This window comes from Streptomyces sp. 6-11-2, assembly GCF_006540305.1.
In the GTDB taxonomy this organism is placed as follows: domain Bacteria; phylum Actinomycetota; class Actinomycetes; order Streptomycetales; family Streptomycetaceae; genus Streptomyces.
Genome location: NZ_BJOR01000001.1, coordinates 2,714,078 through 2,729,481 on the forward strand (window position 1 = coordinate 2,714,078; position 15,404 = coordinate 2,729,481).

Sequence of the window (15,404 nt, forward strand, 5' to 3'; positions counted from 1 at the left end):
GGGAGAGGCGGCCGCCCGTCCGGGAGAGGAGGGACGAAGGCGGCCGCCGTATGGGGGTTGCCGGAAAACCGGACTCCCGTGGGGGTACTGTTCGCGTGCCCGGTTCGGCGGCCCCCACACCTGTCCCGCGCCACTTGTCATCCGGACGGGCCTGGACCGCTGCCCCCCGGTCTCACTGACTGGTGCACCCCGTCTGTCCCGACGCCAGCGTCGCGCACGCCTTGGCCTGCGTCGCGTCCCGCACCGCGACCATGGGCGTGTACGCGATCGTCTCGCCGGCCGCCGCGAGGGTGCCGCGCTCCGTGCGCGCACCGACCGTGACCCGGACCTCGTCGCCCTGGACGGCCTGGGTGATACGGGCCCAGGCGGCACCGCAGGTCTTGCTGTAGCGGACCTCGACCAGGGTCGTGCCGACGGTGACGCTCTCGACCGTGCTCACCAGGTTGCCGCTGCACCCCATGGCCTCGGCGTCCTTGCCGGTGCAGCCGTCCGCGACGCACTTGACACCGGGCGGCAGGCTGACGTCGGCGGACGGGGAAGGCGACTTGGCCGCTTCCGCGGCCTTCTTGTCGTCCCCGCCTCCGGTGAGGAAGAGGACGGCGCCGATCACGGCCAGGGCGCTGGCCGCGCCCGCGAGGAACATCATCACCTGCCGCTTGCGTGCCCCGCCGGAGGAGGCGGGACGGGGAGACCGCGGAGGCTCGCCGTGCGTGCCCGGGGAGCCCTGGGTGTACGGGTGGCCGGGGTCGCCCTGGGTGTACGGGGCGGCCGAAGCCGCGGAGTGCGGACCCGAAGGTCCGGCAGCCGGCACGGCGCCGCCGGCCGGGGACGCCGTGGCGCCGGGGGCGCGTCCACCCGTCCGGGACGGTCCCCGGTAACCGGCCAGCCCCCAGGAGTTGCCGCCCGACGCCTCGGAACCGGAACCCGATCCGGTGGCGGAGTCGGGGCGGGCGTCGGAGGCGGAGTCGGGGTCCGGGCCGGGGCCGGGCGCGGCGGGCGTGGGCGCGGCGGCCGGGAGGACGGCCGTTCCCGAGACGCCCTCCGAGGCCGGCGACGCCTTCCTCGCCGCGCCCTCACGGGCGTCGGCGTCGGACGCCGTCGGCTGCACCGGCACCGCGGGGGACGCGCCCGCCGGGCCCGCGCTCCCCGGGACCGCCGTGGCGGTGCCGTTCTTGCGGGCCGCCTTGCCCCCGCCCGCCTCGGCGCCGGGTACCGCCGCGCCGAACTCCCCCAGTGCGGCGCGCGCCTGGGATATCCGGATGGCCTCCATGGTCCGGTCGTGGCGCATCTCCGCACGGCTCCAGGCCCGTTCGGCCAGCTCCCACATGGTGGTGAGGTGGACCGGATTGGTGCCCGTGACCTCGGCGAGTGCCACAACCGCGCCCTTGGGCGCCAGGAGCCGTCCGTTCAGATAGCGCTCCCAGGACGTCTTGCTGTAGCCCGTGCGATCTGCCAGTGCGGCGATGCTCAGGCCGCCGCGGTCCACGAGCCTGCGCAACTGGCTCGCGAACTCCCTTATCTGTGGATCGAGTTCATCGGGCAAGGCCTTCCAACGAGGCATCGCTTCCCCTTCCCCCCGGTACGTGCTGGTTGTTCCCCGCGCATGACGTCCTGTGCCGAGTCCGTGCCCTCGGTCTTCGGTGTTCTTCAGTGTTCTCGGTTCTCGGTTCTCGCTACCCACAGGAGTGCGCCCCGCCAGGATCTCAGGTCCCGCGTCAGGGGCGCACGGAAGCATTCGAACCGAAGCGCGCGCCGGTGCGCCGACCGCCCACGCTAGCCCGACGGGCGGAAGGCCTCACCCGCGCGGCGGACTCTGTCGACGCATCGGCACATCCCGGATCCCGGCGTGACCTCGTGCGCCGCAGAGGTCCCCGGCTCACCCGGCGAGGCCGGGTCAGATCCTGTGGCAGAGCGCGGACACCGTAGCGGAACGGTCACTTCCGTGCCACAGCGCACGGACAGGCGTTGAACAGCCCGTTCACGGTGCAGGAGGGTTGGTCCCGGCGGCGGCCCGTCCTGACTCGGGGGAGAGGACGGGCCGCCACCGCGAACGCCGGACGGCGAGCACGGCGAGCGCTGCGAGCGGAAAGGTGAGCCGTTGAACCTTTCCGGTCACAGAACTAGCCGTTGCGGACCGTGAAGTGCAGCGCGTCGTCCAGGAACGGAATCTCCAGCCAGGGCCTGGGCTGGGCCATCAGCGCCAGCAGGACGATGACGCAGCCCAGCAGGCCGTAGGTGACGATGTCCGTGAAGCGGGAGCGGACCGCGAGCATGCCGACCCGGGGCAGGAACCAGCGCAGCCCGGCCCCGCCGAGCAGCGCGAGCCCGATCAGCAGCAGACCGACCCTGAAGGCGTCGAAGGCGGTCACCAGCAGCCCGAGTCCCACCGTGCCCAGCACGGCCAGCAGCGGCCACTGCCGGGCGGGCGCCGGGGCGCCGCCGGGCGCGGCCCGGCCACCGCCCTCCGGCCGCGCGGTGTCCCGCGTCAGCATCGGAAAGCGGCGTGTGTCCCGGCGCGGCTTCCCCGCGGCGGCCGGCACGCCGGCCGCGTCCCGTACCTCTGTCTCCGGCTCCGCGGGAGACGGCTCCCGCCCGGTGCCCTCCACCTCAGCCGACACTGCGCTCCGCCGCCTCGACCACGTTCACCAGCAGCTCGGCCCGGGTCATCGGGCCGACTCCGCCGGGGTTCGGGGACAGCCAGCCGGCGACCTGGGCCACGTCCGGGTGAACGTCGCCGACGATCTTGCCCTCGGCGTTGCGGGAGACACCGACGTCGAGGACGGCCGCGCCGGGCTTGACGTCCTCGGCGCGGATCAGGTGCGGGGAGCCGGCCGCGGCGACGATGATGTCCGCGCGGCGCAGGTGCGCGGACAGGTCGCGGGTGCCGGTGTGGCACTGGGTCACCGTGGCGTTCTCGCTGCGCCGGGTCAGCAGCAGCGGCATCGGCCGGCCGATGGTCACGCCGCGGCCGACGACCACGACCTCGGCGCCCTTGATCTCCACGCCGTGGCGGCGCAGCAGCGTCAGCACGCCGTTGGGGGTGCAGGGCAGCGGGGCGGGCTCGTTGAGGACGAGCCGGCCGAGGTTCATCGGGTGCAGGCCGTCCGCGTCCTTGTCCGGGTCCATCAGCTCCAGGACGCGGTTCTCGTCGATGCCCTTGGGCAGGGGCAACTGGACGATGTAGCCGGTGCAGGCGGGGTCCTCGTTCAGCTCCCGGACGACCGCCTCGATCTCGTCCTGGGTCGCCGTGGCCGGCAGTTCCCGCTGGATGGAGGCGATGCCGACCTGGGCGCAGTCACGATGCTTGCCGGCGACGTACTTGCGGCTGCCGGGGTCGTCCCCGACCAGGATCGTGCCGAGTCCGGGCGTGACGCCCTTCTCCTTCAGCGCCGCCACACGGGCGGTCAGATCGGTTTTGATCTCGGCTGCGGTGGCCTTGCCATCGAGAATCTGGGCGGTCATGTCCTCATCCTCGCGGATGACCGGCTCACGGTTCCAATCCGGGAGGTCCGCGCCCTCTGTCCGCGCCCGGCGCCCGTGGCCGTCCTGATCGGTGATGTTGCACTTGCACAACACATGCGGAATGCGGCTGGACAAGTAAGTCGCCGGTAAAGAACCATGATGAGCACAGTGCCGCGGGCAGCTCTTCGGGGGGACGGACCGCACTTCTGTGAACTCACCTCCGTACGGTGCCGCGCGTCCCCGCACCTGATCGACGGAGGAATCAACCGCCATGAGTTACGGCGACTCGAACAACCCCTACGGCGCGCCGCAGCAGCCGCCCCAGCAGCCCGGTTTCGGCTATCCGCAGGGCCAGGCCCCCGGCTACGGCTACCCGCAGGCCCCGCCCGTGCAGCAGCCGTACGGCGCACCGGTGCCGCAGACGATGCCGGGCACCGTGAAGGCGGCCCGCGTGCTGCTGTTCGTGCTCGGTGGTCTTCAGGCGCTGGGCGGCGTGGTGATGATGGTGGCGAGCAGCTGGTTCGCCGACAAGATCCAGGAAGTCGTCTCCGCCGACGACAACGTCTCCGCCGCGGACGCGGACAAGGCGGCCAGCATCGGCGCGGGCGTCATGATCGTCCTCGGTGTGTTCGTGCTGGCGTTCGCGTTCTGGGCGATCTTCACCGCCGTGAAGGTCCCCGCCGGGCGCGGCGGCGTGCGCGTCTCCGCGATCGTGTACAGCTCGTTCGTCATCCTGTTCAGCCTGCTGAGCCTGGTGGGCGGCAACGTCCTGGCACTGCTCAGCCTCGCCATGGGCATTCTGATCATCGTCTTCTGCGCCAACAAGGCCGGCGGCGCCTGGTTCAACCGCCCCAGCTACTGAACAGTTCGCGCCATGTGCTCCGAGGGCCGTGCCGGAACCGCACAAAGTGGGACACGGCCCTGGTGCGTCGCCCTGGTCCGGATTCCGTAGCCGTCAGGCACGAGGAGACGCGCCTTGTGCAGCATCATCGTGGTACCTCCGCCGACCACGAGGGACGAGCGACACGGCACCCAGTTCCGGCCGCGCCCCGCGAGCGCCTCGCCAGGCGTCCTGGACGGTGAGCAACCTCCCCGCCCGCCACACGTACGTCGTGGAGAACCCGGAGGGCGCCGGCGAGCACATCGAGGTCGCACCGGGGCGGCTGAACGCGCCGGTTCCCTTCGAGTCCTCCCGGATCGTGCTGCCCGCGGCCGGGGACCTGCTGCCCGTCGAGGTGTGGACGCCACGGCACGACTGTCTGAGCGGCACGGGCGCCACCTACAGCGAACCCACCGCGCCCGCCTTCTCCGTGGACCGCAGCAAACGCTGCTTCGCGGTGCCTCCGGCGCCAAGGTCTGCAAGAGCACCAACACGGGGTCCGTCGTGGGCCGCATGTACTCCGACCCGTCCTGGTTCGTCTGCAAGTCCGACGGCGGGCGGAATCACGGTGGCCCGCACCCCACCCGCTGGGTCCACACCCAGGCGGACAACGGGGCCCGGGGCTGGATGAGCGGCAACGACACGCCCCGGAGACCAACCCGCTGCCCTCGTGCTGAGGTCCGCGTGAACGCGGCCTCCGGCTCTCTCCGTGAGAGAGCCGGAGGCCGCGGCCGTCAGGGGCGTTCGCCGATCAGTGGAAGAAGTGGCGGGTCCCGGTGAAGTACATCGTCACGCCCGCCTTGTGCGCGGCCTCGACGACCTGCTCGTCGCGGATCGAGCCGCCCGGCTGGACGATCGCGCGGACGCCGGCGGCCATGAGGATCTCGGGGCCGTCGGGGAACGGGAAGAACGCGTCCGAGGCCGCGTAGGAGCCGCGGGCCCGCTCCGCGCCGGCCCGCTCCACCGCCAGCTTGCAGGAGTCGACACGGTTGACCTGGCCCATGCCGACGCCGACCGAGGCCCCGTCCTTGGCGAGCAGGATCGCGTTGGACTTGACCGCCCGGCAGGCACGCCACGCGAAGGCGAGCTCGGCCAGCTCGCCGGCCGGCAGCGCCTCGCCGCTGGCGAGGGTCCAGTTGGCCGGGTCGTCGCCGTCGGCCTGGAGGCGGTCGGTGGCCTGGAGCAGCACGCCGCCGTCGATGTGCTTGGCCTCCACCCGGCCGCACGGTCCGTTCGGGGCCTTCAGCACCCGGATGTTCTTCTTCTTGGCGAGGGCCTCCAGTGCGCCGTCCTCGTAGTCCGGCGCGACGATGACCTCGGTGAAGATCTCCGCGACCTGCTCGGCCATCTCCTTGCTGACCGGGCGGTTGACCGCGATCACTCCGCCGAACGCGGACAGCGGGTCGCAGGCGTGCGCCTTGCGGTGCGCCTCGGCGACGTCGGCGCCGACCGCGATGCCGCACGGGTTGGCGTGCTTGATGATCGCCACGCACGGCTCGTCGTGGTCGTACGCGGCACGGCGGGCGGCGTCCGTGTCCGTGTAGTTGTTGTACGACATCTCCTTGCCGTGCAGCTGCTCGGCCTCGGCGAGTCCGCCGACCGGGCCGCCGGTGTAGAGGGCGGCGGGCTGGTGCGGGTTCTCGCCGTAGCGGAGGGTGTTCTTGCGCGCGTAGGTGGCGCCGAGGAAGTCCGGGAAGGAGGACTCGTCGACGGGCGCGTAGGAGGAGGCGAACCAGGAGGCGACGGCCACGTCGTAGGCGGCCGTGTGCTGGAAGGCCTCGGCGGCCAGGCGCTTGCGGGTGGCGAGGTCGAAGCCGCCGTCCCGCACCGCGGCGAGGACGTCGGCGTAGCGGTCCGGGCTGGTGACCACGGCCACGGACGGGTGGTTCTTGGCGGCGGCGCGGACCATCGAGGGGCCGCCGATGTCGATCTGCTCGACGCACTCGTCGGGCGAGGCGCCGGAGGCGACGGTCTCGCGGAACGGGTAGAGGTTGACCACGACGAGATCGAAGGGCTCGACACCCAGCTCGCCCAGCTGCCGCCGGTGGTCCTCCAGACGCAGGTCGGCGAGGATACCGGCGTGCACCTTGGGGTGCAGCGTCTTGACCCGGCCGTCCAGGCACTCGGGGAAGCCGGTGAGGTCCTCGACCTTGGTGACGGGCACGCCGGCCGCGGCGATCCGGCCGGCGGTGGAGCCGGTGGAGACGAGTTCGACGCCCGCTTCGTGCAGCCCGCGCGCGAGCTCCTCCAGGCCGGTCTTGTCGTAGACGCTGACGAGCGCGCGCCGGATGGGCCGCTTGTTCTCGGCGGTCACTGGATAACTACCTTTCGTCCCTCGATGCGATAGCCGTTGCGGGCGAGCCGCCCCACGACCTCGACGAGCAGCCTTCGCTCGACTTCCTTGATGCGCTCGTGCAGCGCGCTCTCGTCGTCCTCGTCCCGCACCTCGACCACGCCCTGGGCGATGATCGGGCCGGTGTCGACGCCGTCGTCGACGAAGTGGACGGTGCAGCCGGTGACCCTGGCGCCGTACGCGAGCGCGTCCCGCACACCGTGGGCCCCGGGAAAACTGGGCAGCAGGGCGGGGTGCGTGTTGACGAACCGCCCACCGAACCGCGCGAGGAACTCCTTCCCCACGATCTTCATGAACCCGGCGGAGACGACGAGGTCGGGCTCGTGGGCGGCGACGGCCTCGGCCAGCGCCGCGTCCCACTCCTCGCGCGTGCCGTAGTCCTTGACCTTCCGCACGAAGGTCGGCAGCCCGGCGCGCTCGGCGCGCGCCAGCCCCTCGATGCCGTCACGGTCGGCGCCCACGGCGACGATCTCGGCGCCGTAGGCCTCGACTCCCACGTCGGCGATCGCGTCGAGGAGCGCCTGAAGATTGGTGCCGGATCCGGAGACCAGCACGACGAGGCGCTTGGCCACGGGCTTGGCGGCCACGATGGGGCCCTTTCTCGGGGAAGCTGTTTTGTACGGTCGTACGAATGCTTCGCGCCCCCGGATACGGGGAAGCCTACGAACCGGCCGACCGCCAGCAACGATACCGGCACTTCGGACGGCCCCCATGGGACGGGGGCGTGGCCGGAAGGTAGCGTCTGGGGAGAGCTGGTACGGGAACGCACCGCACGCACCGTGCGTTCACGCGGTGAGAGTCCCCGGACCGTGGGCACCCAGCGCCTTCGGGGGGGAACCGCTCCACCGGATCGTCCATGCCGGAACGGTCGTGCCAGATCAGTCGTGACTCACCAAGGGGAAGACGCTCACTTGATGCCGGACCGCAGCCTGCGACCCCTCACCTTCCCTTCCCAGTCGGCGCAGGGACGGCTGCGCGGTGCCGTGGTGCTGCGGGAGCGTCCGTCCTCGCCTCCGGACGCGTCCTCGGACGGGCGGGACGGCGCCGGACGCGGCAGCGCCTCCCCCGACGACAACCCCTTCGCACCGCCCCCGAAGGGCACCCCCGACCGCCCGTGGCAGCCCCGTCCGCAGTCCGGCCGTGACGCGTCGTCCGAGGGCGGATCCGACGGGTCCGGCGAGGGCGGCGGCCAGGCCCCCTGGGGCAGCCAGTGGAGCGACCGCCAGCCCGGCCGCTCCTCCAGCGGATTCGGCGAGCGCCCGCAGCGGCCCGGCGGCCCGCAGAACCCGAGCGGCGGCCCCCGTCCGCGCTGGGACCCCACCGACCCCGCCCAGCGCCGTGCGCGGTACGCCCTGCTGTGCGGCATGTGGGCCTTCTTCTTCGCCCTGTTCAGCTGGCCGTACGTGGCCCTGCTGCTGGGCGCGCTCTCCCTGTACTGGGGTGTCAGCTCGCTGCGCGCCAAGCCGCGCGGGCAGGGCCCGGGCGGACCGGCGCCCGAGGGCCGCCCCCAGACGACGGCCGCGGTCAGCGGCCTGGTCACCGCGTCACTGGCGCTCGCCCTGGTCGCCGTGAACTTCACGGCGCAGCTGGTCTACCGCGACTACTACTCGTGCGTGAACGACGCCCTCACCAACGAGGCCAAGCAGTCCTGCGACCAGCATCTGCCGCCTGAGCTGCGGGGAGTGCTGGGGATCAGCGACTGACGGGGGCGTCCGGCGCGGGAGGCTCCTCCGCGCCGGGGTCCTGTGCGGGGGGTCGTGGCGCGACGGGTTCGCGCGGGGAATCCCACAGGGATTCCCGTACGGAAGGTTCCCGCCGGGTGGGCGGGGCCACTTGGTCCCCGTGACCGGGGTCCGGAGGGAGATCCACCGGCTTCGGGGGCACGGGCGGCCTCACGGTTCCTTCGGGCTTCGCGTTCTTCTCCGCCGCCGCGGCCTCGCGCGGCGCCTCCGTCCCTGCCGCCGTCTCCTTCAGTGCGGCCCGGCGGGCCTGCGGGGCTCCGTCGTCCTCGTGCCAGGAGGGGGGTCCCGGCACCGGCGGGTCGAAGAGCAGTACGTCGTACGGCTCGAGGAGGTCGTCATAGCGATCGGGTACCGGCGTGGGCTGCGGGGGCCGGGGCTTCGGGGCCTTCGCCCGCAGAAGCAGGCCCCACCGGCGCACTCTTCCGCGCATGGCTTCGGTGGGCGACGGGCGCGGCACCGTGACGGTCGCGCCCGCCCGGGGTTCGCCGGTTTCCGGCTCGGCCTCGCCGCCCACCGCCACCCGGCCCGAGCGGCAGCGCCATGCCCGCAGCGCCGCCGCCGTCGGCACGGCCGCCGTCACGGTCCACACCAGTGCCGCAGCACCCACCTGCCACCCGACGGGCCCGAACCGGGCGAGTGCGGAGCCCCCGAGCGGACCGCCGGCCAGTGCCGCGAGCGCCCCGAGAACCGCCGCGCACAGCAGACAGGCCAGCCCGGCACCGGCCACCGTCCGCCGCCACGACCAGGCCCGCACGCGTGTCTCTCCGCCGTCCCGCTCCACGCCGCCCCGCTCCTCCCGCACCGCCGACCCGGCCACGAACCAGCCCATCGTCAGCCCGGCCGTCACCGGCAGCGACACCGTCACCCAGTTCAGCGCGGTGCCGGGGCCGGGGTCCGGAACCGCGGCGAGCAGCGGGAAGGGCGGCAGCAGCGGGGCCGGGGCGGAGGACAGCGGGCCGACGGCATGACCCGCGCCGAGCACGAAGCCGGGTCCGAGGGAGTAGGCCGCCGCCCACAGCAGCGCGTTCGGCAGCAGCGCCAGGCACGTCAGCAGTACGGCGAACCGTCCCGACCAGCCCTCGGTCAGCTCCAGGAAGGCCTCCTGGACCGTCCCGGCGTGCACCACCAGCGACACCACGAGCATCAGCGCCCCGCCGCCGACGAACACCATGGCACCGGCCCCCGCCGCCCGCGCCGCGGCACCCAGGCGCACCTGCGGGCCCGGCCCGAGGAGCAGCCGCCTCACGCCGCCCGGCAGCCGTCGCAACGCCCGCTCCAGGGGTGCGCGGGGGCAGCCGTACGCCTTCCACACGCCACTGCCCGCGGCCGCCGCGGCGAAAAGCGGTACGCACACCGCAGCCCACGCCCACGAGGGCCGCAGCGCACCGCCGTCCGCGTACGCGGCGGCGCCGGATCCGACGGCGAGGTAGCCGAGGACGATGCCCGTCCAGGCGCTGCGGGGTGGGAGGAGCGGCCCGCCGTCGCCCCCGTCGGTCGCGTCCCGGGCCGCCCGGTGCACCAGCAGCGCGGGCAGCGCGAGCAGCAGCAGCGGGGTCACTCCGACGGGCGCGGGGACCCCCGTGAGGGTTTCGGTGCGGATCAGTTCGGCGCCGTGCGCCAGCAGCCACAGCGCGGCGGCGACATGCAGCGCGCCGCCGGGTCCGCTGTCCGGATACGGCGAGCTGATCCACAGCGCGACGACGACCACGGCGAACGAGCCGAGGCCGAGCCCCGCCGCGACCGCACCGCCCACGAAGCCGGCTCCCAAGCCGGGTGAGCGGTCCCGCAGGCGGGTGCGAAGGCGTGACAGCGGTGGACGTCGACGGGTCGTCTGGATCACGGCTTCCATGCTCCCAACGACACGCGCTTTACCGGCGCAACAGGCGAACCTCCGCCGTGTCACTCAATATACGATTATGTTCCTATTCGCACCGAGGGGCGCATCATGACGAACTGTCATGCGAACCCGCTGCCATCACCCACGGAGGGCCGGTGCTCCGGCACGGCCGCCGCCCTGACGCGCAATCAGACCGTCGACGAGGCGGACGGCGCCCTGACGCCCGCTCAGGCCTTCGACATCCTCTACGCGTTCTGCGCCCCCGCCCTCGTACGGCAGGCCTATCTGCTCACCGGCCGGCGCGAGCGGGCGTGCAGGTCCGTGGAACGGGCCTTCCAACTGGCCTGGCAGCGCTGGCCGGAGGTGGCCCACGACCGGGACCCGGCGGGCTGGGTGCGAGCGGTGGTGCACGAGTGCGCGCTGTCCCCCTGGCACCTCTTCCGCCGGCGCGGCCACGTCCCCGACCCGCTGTCCGACCCCGCGGACCGCGCGCTGCAACGCGCCCTGCTGCTGCTCCCGCCGTCATACCGCCGCACCCTGGTGCTCTACGACGGTGTCGGCCTCGACCTGCCCGAGACGGCGGCGGAGACGGAGGCGAGCACCCCGGCCGCGGCGAACCGGCTGATGCACGCGCGCGAGGCGCTCGCCGCACGCCTGCCGGAGCTGTCCGATCCGGCGGAGCTGCACCGGCGGCTGGTCCGCCTGGCCTCGGCGGAACGCCTCGGGGCGGGCGAGCCGGCGGGCGTGCGCACGGCCGGGGAACGCCGGACCCGGTTCTGGACCCGGTCCGCCATCGCCTTCACGGCCACCATCATCGGCGCGACGACGCTCACCCTGCGCACCGCCCCCATGCACTACCTGGCCCCGGTGTCCCCCGGGCACACGGTCCAGGGGCTGCCGGCGCAGGGCATGCTCGGCCCGCTCTCGCCGGAGGCGCTCGCGCTGCGCGCCGGGTTGAGGAAGGAGGCGGCGGGCGGGCCGGAGCGGCTGGCACCGGAGCCCAGATGACTCGGCTGGGCCGCGGACCGGCTGGTCCGCTCCCGGAAACGCCGGTGTGTCTCCGCGGAAGACGCCGGTGCGCCCCCGGAAACGCCGGTGGGCCCGCCCCCATCTGGGGGTGGGCCCACCGGACCGGCTCGGAGAGCTCGGCCGCCGAGGGCGGCCGTGTGCAGCCGCCCGGGGCGGCCGGTGCTCAGCTGCCGAGGATGGCGCGAGCCAGCTTGGCCGTCTCGGTCGGGGTCTTGCCGACCTTGACGCCCGCGGCCTCCAGGGCCTCCTTCTTCGCCTGGGCGGTACCGGAGGAACCCGAGACGATGGCGCCCGCGTGGCCCATGGTCTTGCCCTCCGGCGCGGTGAAGCCCGCGACGTACCCGACGACCGGCTTGGTCACGTTCTCCTTGATGAACGCCGCGGCCCGCTCCTCCGCGTCGCCGCCGATCTCACCGATCATCACGATCAGGTCGGTGTCCGGGTCGTCCTGGAACGCCTTCAGCGCGTCGATGTGCGTGGTACCGATGATCGGGTCACCACCGATACCCACACAGGTGGAGAAGCCGATGTCCCGCAGCTCGTACATCATCTGGTACGTCAGCGTGCCCGACTTCGACACCAGACCGATCCGGCCCGGCTTGGTGATGTCGGCCGGGATGATGCCCGCGTTCGACTGACCCGGCGTGATCAGACCCGGGCAGTTCGGGCCGATGATCCGCGTCCTGTTGCCCTTCTTCCCGGCGTACGCCCAGAAGGAGGCCGAGTCGTGCACCGCGATGCCCTCGGTGATGACCACCGCGAGCGGGATCTCCGCGTCGATCGCCTCGATCACCGCGTCCTTGGTGAACTTCTCCGGAACGAAGATCACCGTGACGTCGGCGCCGGTCTTCTCGATGGCGTCCTTCACGGTCCCGAAGACCGGTACCTCGGTGCCGTCGAAGTCCACGCTCTGGCCCGCCTTGCGCGGGTTCACGCCACCGACGATGTTCGTGCCCGAGGCCAGCATGCGACGCGTGTGCTTCTGGCCCTCGGAGCCGGTCATGCCCTGGACGATGACCTTGGATTCCTTGGTGAGGAAGATAGCCATGGTGTTCTGTGACCTCGTCCCTTACTTCGCGGCAGCAGCCAGCTCGGCGGCCTTGTCGGCCGCGCCGTCCATGGTGTCCACCCGCTGCACGAGCGGGTGGTTGCGGTCGTCCAGAATCTGACGGCCCAGTTCGGCGTTGTTGCCGTCCAGACGCACGACCAGCGGCTTGGTGACCTCCTCGCCCTTGGACTCCAGCAGCTCCAGGGCCTGCACGATGCCGTTGGCGACCGCGTCGCACGCGGTGATGCCGCCGAAGACGTTGACGAACACGGACTTCACGTCCGGGTCGCCCAGGATGATCTCCAGACCGTTCGCCATCACCTCGGCGGAGGCGCCGCCACCGATGTCGAGGAAGTTGGCGGGCTTGACGCCCTTGTGGGCCTCACCGGCGTACGCGACGACGTCCAGGGTCGACATGACCAGACCCGCGCCGTTGCCGATGATGCCGACCTCACCGTCGAGCTTGACGTAGTTGAGGTTCTTCTCCTTGGCAGCCGCCTCCAGCGGGTTGGCGGCGGCCTTGTCGTGGAGCTCCTCGAACTCGGGGTGACGGAACTCCGCGTTGTCGTCCAGCGACACCTTCCCGTCGAGGGCGATGACGTCACCGGAGGCGACCTTGGCGAGAGGGTTGACCTCCACCAGGAGGGCGTCCTCCTTGATGAAGACCTCCCAGAGGCTGACGAGGACGTCGGCGACCTTGTCGGCGACCTCGGCCGGGAACTTGGCCGCGGCGACGATCTCCTCGGCCTTGGCCCGGTCCACGCCGTCGATGGCGTCGATCGCGATCTTGGCGACGGCCTCGGGGCGGGTGGCAGCGACCTCTTCGATCTCCATGCCGCCCTCGACCGAGGCGATGGAGAGGAAGGTGCGGTTGGCGCGGTCGAGGAGGAAGGAGACGTAGTACTCCTCGAGGATCTCCGGAGCGGTCTCCGCGAGCATGACCTTGTGGACCGTGTGGCCCTTGATGTCCATGCCGAGGATGTCCGTCGCGCGGGCGACGGCCTCGTCCGGGGTGGCGGCCAGCTTGACACCACCGGCCTTGCCGCGGCCACCGACCTTCACCTGAGCCTTGACGACCGACTTGCCGCCCAGCCGCTCGGTGATCTCGCGCGCCGCCTCAGGCGTGTCGATGACTTCACCGGCCAGCACCGGTACACCGTGCTTGGCGAAGAGGTCCCTCGCCTGGTACTCGAACAGGTCCACGCGCTTCCGTCCCTATCAGTGATCTCGCGGTTCGTTGGATGCGTGGGCGTGCCGCGAAGGGCAACGTGACGTCCGCTCTGGGTCACAGGGAAGGCGCACACGGTGTCCGAGCGCGCGGCATGTCCGTCTCGCAGGTTATCCCCGGTTACGGGAGTGCCCTAAATCGAGGGTCACACCTGAGCGGTGATACCTGTCACATGATGCCGCGCTCTCTGGCACGGCGTGCCGCCGAGGCGGGGGCCTCACCAGGCTGGGGTTGACCGGGTGAGGCCCCCTCGTACAGCCCCGAAGGGGCTCCGGACGGTTGATCCCCACCCCAATGGGGACCAGCCGCCCTTTCCGCGAGATCCCGGGGCGGAACGGCCGGACGGACCGACGGCTTTCAGCCGTCCGGGTCCACCGGGCCCGCGGAGTCGGGTGGGCTCTCCGTGACGACGGAGCGGTGGACCTGTCCGGTTAGCCGGGGAAGACGGGGACGGCCTGGTGCCGGTCCCGGGCGCCGAGTGCGGCGGCCCGGGCGGCGGCACCGGGCACCAGCCGCGACGGGGCCCGCTCGGGCACCGTGACGGCGTGCGCGTCCCCGTGCCGCGAGGTGCCGGAGTCGGCCGCCGCGTGATCTCCGAGCATGCCGTCCGGACCACCAGCGGGGCCCTGGTGCGCGGGGATCGGGGCGAGGGGGGCGACGAGACCGGCACGGGGAGAGCGGTGGGGCCGGACGTGCACGGCGGCGCCGCCGGTCCCGGAGGTCGCACCGATGTATCGCGGGCCGTGGGCGGCAGCGGAGGACGCGGTGACGCCTTGCGCCGTACGGGCCTTGGGAGTGCTGCTGTGCCCACTGGACGTGGCCAGGTTCGCGCCGCCCGGACGCTGCTGCGGCTGGGCTCGCGGAGCCGAGGCAACGGGCCCCGTCTGCGGCTGCAACGGCAACGACGCCGGGAGGTCGGGCACGACGGGCAGCGCCGGCACCTCGGGCCGCACCTCGACCGCCCCACCCACCTCGGCACCGACCACATCCCCAACCGGCTTCACGACCGGCCTCACAACGTGCTCGGTGGCGGGCCCGACAACCGGCTGCACAACGGAGTCGCCGACCGGCCTCATGACGCGCTCGACAACCGGCTGGGCAACGGAGTCGACGCCCGGCCGCACGACCGGCTCGGCGACAGGCTCGGCGACGGAGTCGACGCCCGGCCGCACGACCGGCTCGGCGACAGGCTCGGCGACGGGCCGGACGCCCAGCTTCACGACGGGCCCGGCTACCGGCTCGGCGACCGGCCGCGCGGCGGGCGCGACGGACGGGACGACCGGCTGGGCGGCCGACTCAACCACGGACTCGGCAACCGGCCGCACAACGTGCTCGACGACCGGCTCGGCGACCAGCCGGGCACCCGGCTTCTCGACGGGCTCGGTGATCGGAGCGACGAGGGGCTTCTCGACGGGCTCGGTGATCGGCTCGACGACAGGCTTCGCGACCCGGTCGGTCACGGCCGCGAGGCCGCCGGACGACGGCGAGAACGAGGGCGAAGACGCGGGCGAGGGCGAGGGCGAAGACGCGGGCGAGGGCGAGGGCGAAGACGCGGACCCCGGAACCGAAGCGGCCACCGGCTCGGACAAGGGTGCCGTCGGTCCGCCCTCCGCCGCCCGTGCCTGTTGCCCGCACAGGAACCCGAGGGCGACCAACGTCCCTACCAGCAGCCCCAGTTGCAGTACACGCCGTCCGGCCGCCGTACGCGTCGCGCGTAGGGCGGCACCGGGCAGCGCTGCTGGCCAGGACAAGAGAGGACGGTTCTTCCCGTACGGCGACAAGGGTGTTGGAGCGTCGATCCTCGCACGGGGTTCCCAAGGGTGCG

Annotated in this window: 12 protein-coding genes and 1 pseudogene; 4 read left to right on the top strand and 9 right to left on the bottom strand. The window is 72.7% G+C overall.

The features are described from left to right. Positions 1-172: 172 nt before the first annotated feature. The 3 genes from TNCT6_RS11475 to TNCT6_RS11485 form a co-directional block, all read right to left on the bottom strand. The gene (locus tag TNCT6_RS11475; RefSeq protein ID WP_172632875.1) at positions 173-1,561 is read right to left on the bottom strand and encodes an XRE family transcriptional regulator; all 1,389 of its coding nucleotides are present in this window, start codon (positions 1,559-1,561) and stop codon (positions 173-175) included. A gap of 559 nt (positions 1,562-2,120) precedes the next feature. Further along, the gene (locus TNCT6_RS11480) at positions 2,121-2,618 is read right to left on the bottom strand and encodes a DUF3017 domain-containing protein (RefSeq protein WP_172632876.1); all 498 of its coding nucleotides are present in this window, start codon (positions 2,616-2,618) and stop codon (positions 2,121-2,123) included. After that, a complete protein-coding gene (locus tag TNCT6_RS11485; RefSeq protein WP_141359206.1) occupies positions 2,608-3,462 on the bottom strand; it encodes a bifunctional methylenetetrahydrofolate dehydrogenase/methenyltetrahydrofolate cyclohydrolase in 855 nt (284 codons plus the stop codon). Before TNCT6_RS11485 ends, TNCT6_RS11480 begins: the two co-directional genes overlap by 11 nt. Before the next feature lie 271 nt (positions 3,463-3,733). On the opposite strand from TNCT6_RS11485, the gene TNCT6_RS11490 reads away from it, so the two are divergent. Together TNCT6_RS11490 and TNCT6_RS40805 are read left to right on the top strand one after the other, a co-directional pair. After that, positions 3,734-4,324 carry a hypothetical protein gene (locus TNCT6_RS11490; RefSeq protein ID WP_141359208.1) on the top strand — a complete coding sequence of 197 codons (591 nt, stop codon included), beginning with the start codon at positions 3,734-3,736 and terminating at the stop codon, positions 4,322-4,324. 114 nt (positions 4,325-4,438) lie between these two features. Continuing rightward, positions 4,439-4,832, top strand: a pseudogene (locus TNCT6_RS40805) (FHA domain-containing protein); the annotation flags it as partial. Between the two features lie 261 nt (positions 4,833-5,093). Here the strand turns inward: TNCT6_RS40805 and purH are convergent. Both purH and purN read right to left on the bottom strand, forming a co-directional pair. Further along, complete coding sequence (gene purH, locus TNCT6_RS11500; RefSeq protein ID WP_141359210.1) at positions 5,094-6,656, bottom strand: bifunctional phosphoribosylaminoimidazolecarboxamide formyltransferase/IMP cyclohydrolase; 1,563 nt, start codon at positions 6,654-6,656, stop codon at positions 5,094-5,096. Beyond that, positions 6,653-7,282, bottom strand: a complete 630-nt coding sequence (purN, locus tag TNCT6_RS11505; protein WP_141359212.1) for a phosphoribosylglycinamide formyltransferase — start codon at positions 7,280-7,282, stop codon at positions 6,653-6,655. The genes purH and purN overlap by 4 nt, the downstream gene beginning before the upstream one ends. Positions 7,283-7,609: 327 nt before the next feature. On the opposite strand from purN, the gene TNCT6_RS11510 reads away from it, so the two are divergent. Further along, positions 7,610-8,398 (top strand): hypothetical protein, encoded by a 789-nt coding sequence (locus tag TNCT6_RS11510; protein WP_141359214.1) that lies wholly within the window; start codon positions 7,610-7,612, stop codon positions 8,396-8,398. Here the strand turns inward: TNCT6_RS11510 and TNCT6_RS11515 are convergent. Continuing rightward, positions 8,388-10,286 (bottom strand): DUF6350 family protein, encoded by a 1,899-nt coding sequence (locus TNCT6_RS11515; protein WP_141359216.1) that lies wholly within the window; start codon positions 10,284-10,286, stop codon positions 8,388-8,390. The two genes, TNCT6_RS11510 and TNCT6_RS11515, sit on opposite strands and share 11 nt — an antisense overlap. Before the next feature lie 96 nt (positions 10,287-10,382). Between TNCT6_RS11515 and TNCT6_RS11520 the strand changes: the two genes are divergently transcribed. Next, positions 10,383-11,282, top strand: coding sequence for an RNA polymerase sigma factor (locus TNCT6_RS11520; RefSeq protein ID WP_141359218.1), 900 nt, complete (start codon positions 10,383-10,385; stop codon positions 11,280-11,282). 184 nt (positions 11,283-11,466) lie between these two features. Here the strand turns inward: TNCT6_RS11520 and sucD are convergent, their stop codons facing one another. From sucD to TNCT6_RS11535, 3 genes are all read right to left on the bottom strand, one after another. After that, complete coding sequence (gene sucD / locus TNCT6_RS11525) at positions 11,467-12,351, bottom strand: succinate--CoA ligase subunit alpha (protein ID WP_141359220.1); 885 nt, start codon at positions 12,349-12,351, stop codon at positions 11,467-11,469. A 21-nt stretch (positions 12,352-12,372) separates the two neighbouring features. Beyond that, positions 12,373-13,554 (bottom strand): ADP-forming succinate--CoA ligase subunit beta, encoded by a 1,182-nt coding sequence (gene sucC, locus TNCT6_RS11530; protein ID WP_141359222.1) that lies wholly within the window; start codon positions 13,552-13,554, stop codon positions 12,373-12,375. 456 nt (positions 13,555-14,010) lie between these two features. Beyond that, entirely contained in the window at positions 14,011-15,039 is a 1,029-nt protein-coding gene (locus TNCT6_RS11535; protein ID WP_141359224.1) for a hypothetical protein, read from the bottom strand. Between the last annotated feature and the right edge of the window lie 365 nt (positions 15,040-15,404).

Excerpts from the sequence above, each read along its gene's own strand:
- TNCT6_RS11490 (WP_141359208.1), top strand. The coding sequence starts at position 3,734 with ATGAGTTACGGCGACTCGAACAACCCCTACGGCGCGCCGCAGCAGCCG.
- TNCT6_RS11520 (WP_141359218.1), top strand. The coding sequence starts at position 10,383 with ATGACGAACTGTCATGCGAACCCGCTGCCATCACCCACGGAGGGCCGG.
- TNCT6_RS11515 (WP_141359216.1), bottom strand. The coding sequence starts at position 10,286 with ATGGAAGCCGTGATCCAGACGACCCGTCGACGTCCACCGCTGTCACGC.
- TNCT6_RS11510 (WP_141359214.1), top strand. The coding sequence starts at position 7,610 with ATGCCGGACCGCAGCCTGCGACCCCTCACCTTCCCTTCCCAGTCGGCG.
- TNCT6_RS11485 (WP_141359206.1), bottom strand. The coding sequence starts at position 3,462 with ATGACCGCCCAGATTCTCGATGGCAAGGCCACCGCAGCCGAGATCAAA.
- sucD (WP_141359220.1), bottom strand. The coding sequence starts at position 12,351 with ATGGCTATCTTCCTCACCAAGGAATCCAAGGTCATCGTCCAGGGCATG.
- TNCT6_RS11475 (WP_172632875.1), bottom strand. The coding sequence starts at position 1,561 with ATGCCTCGTTGGAAGGCCTTGCCCGATGAACTCGATCCACAGATAAGG.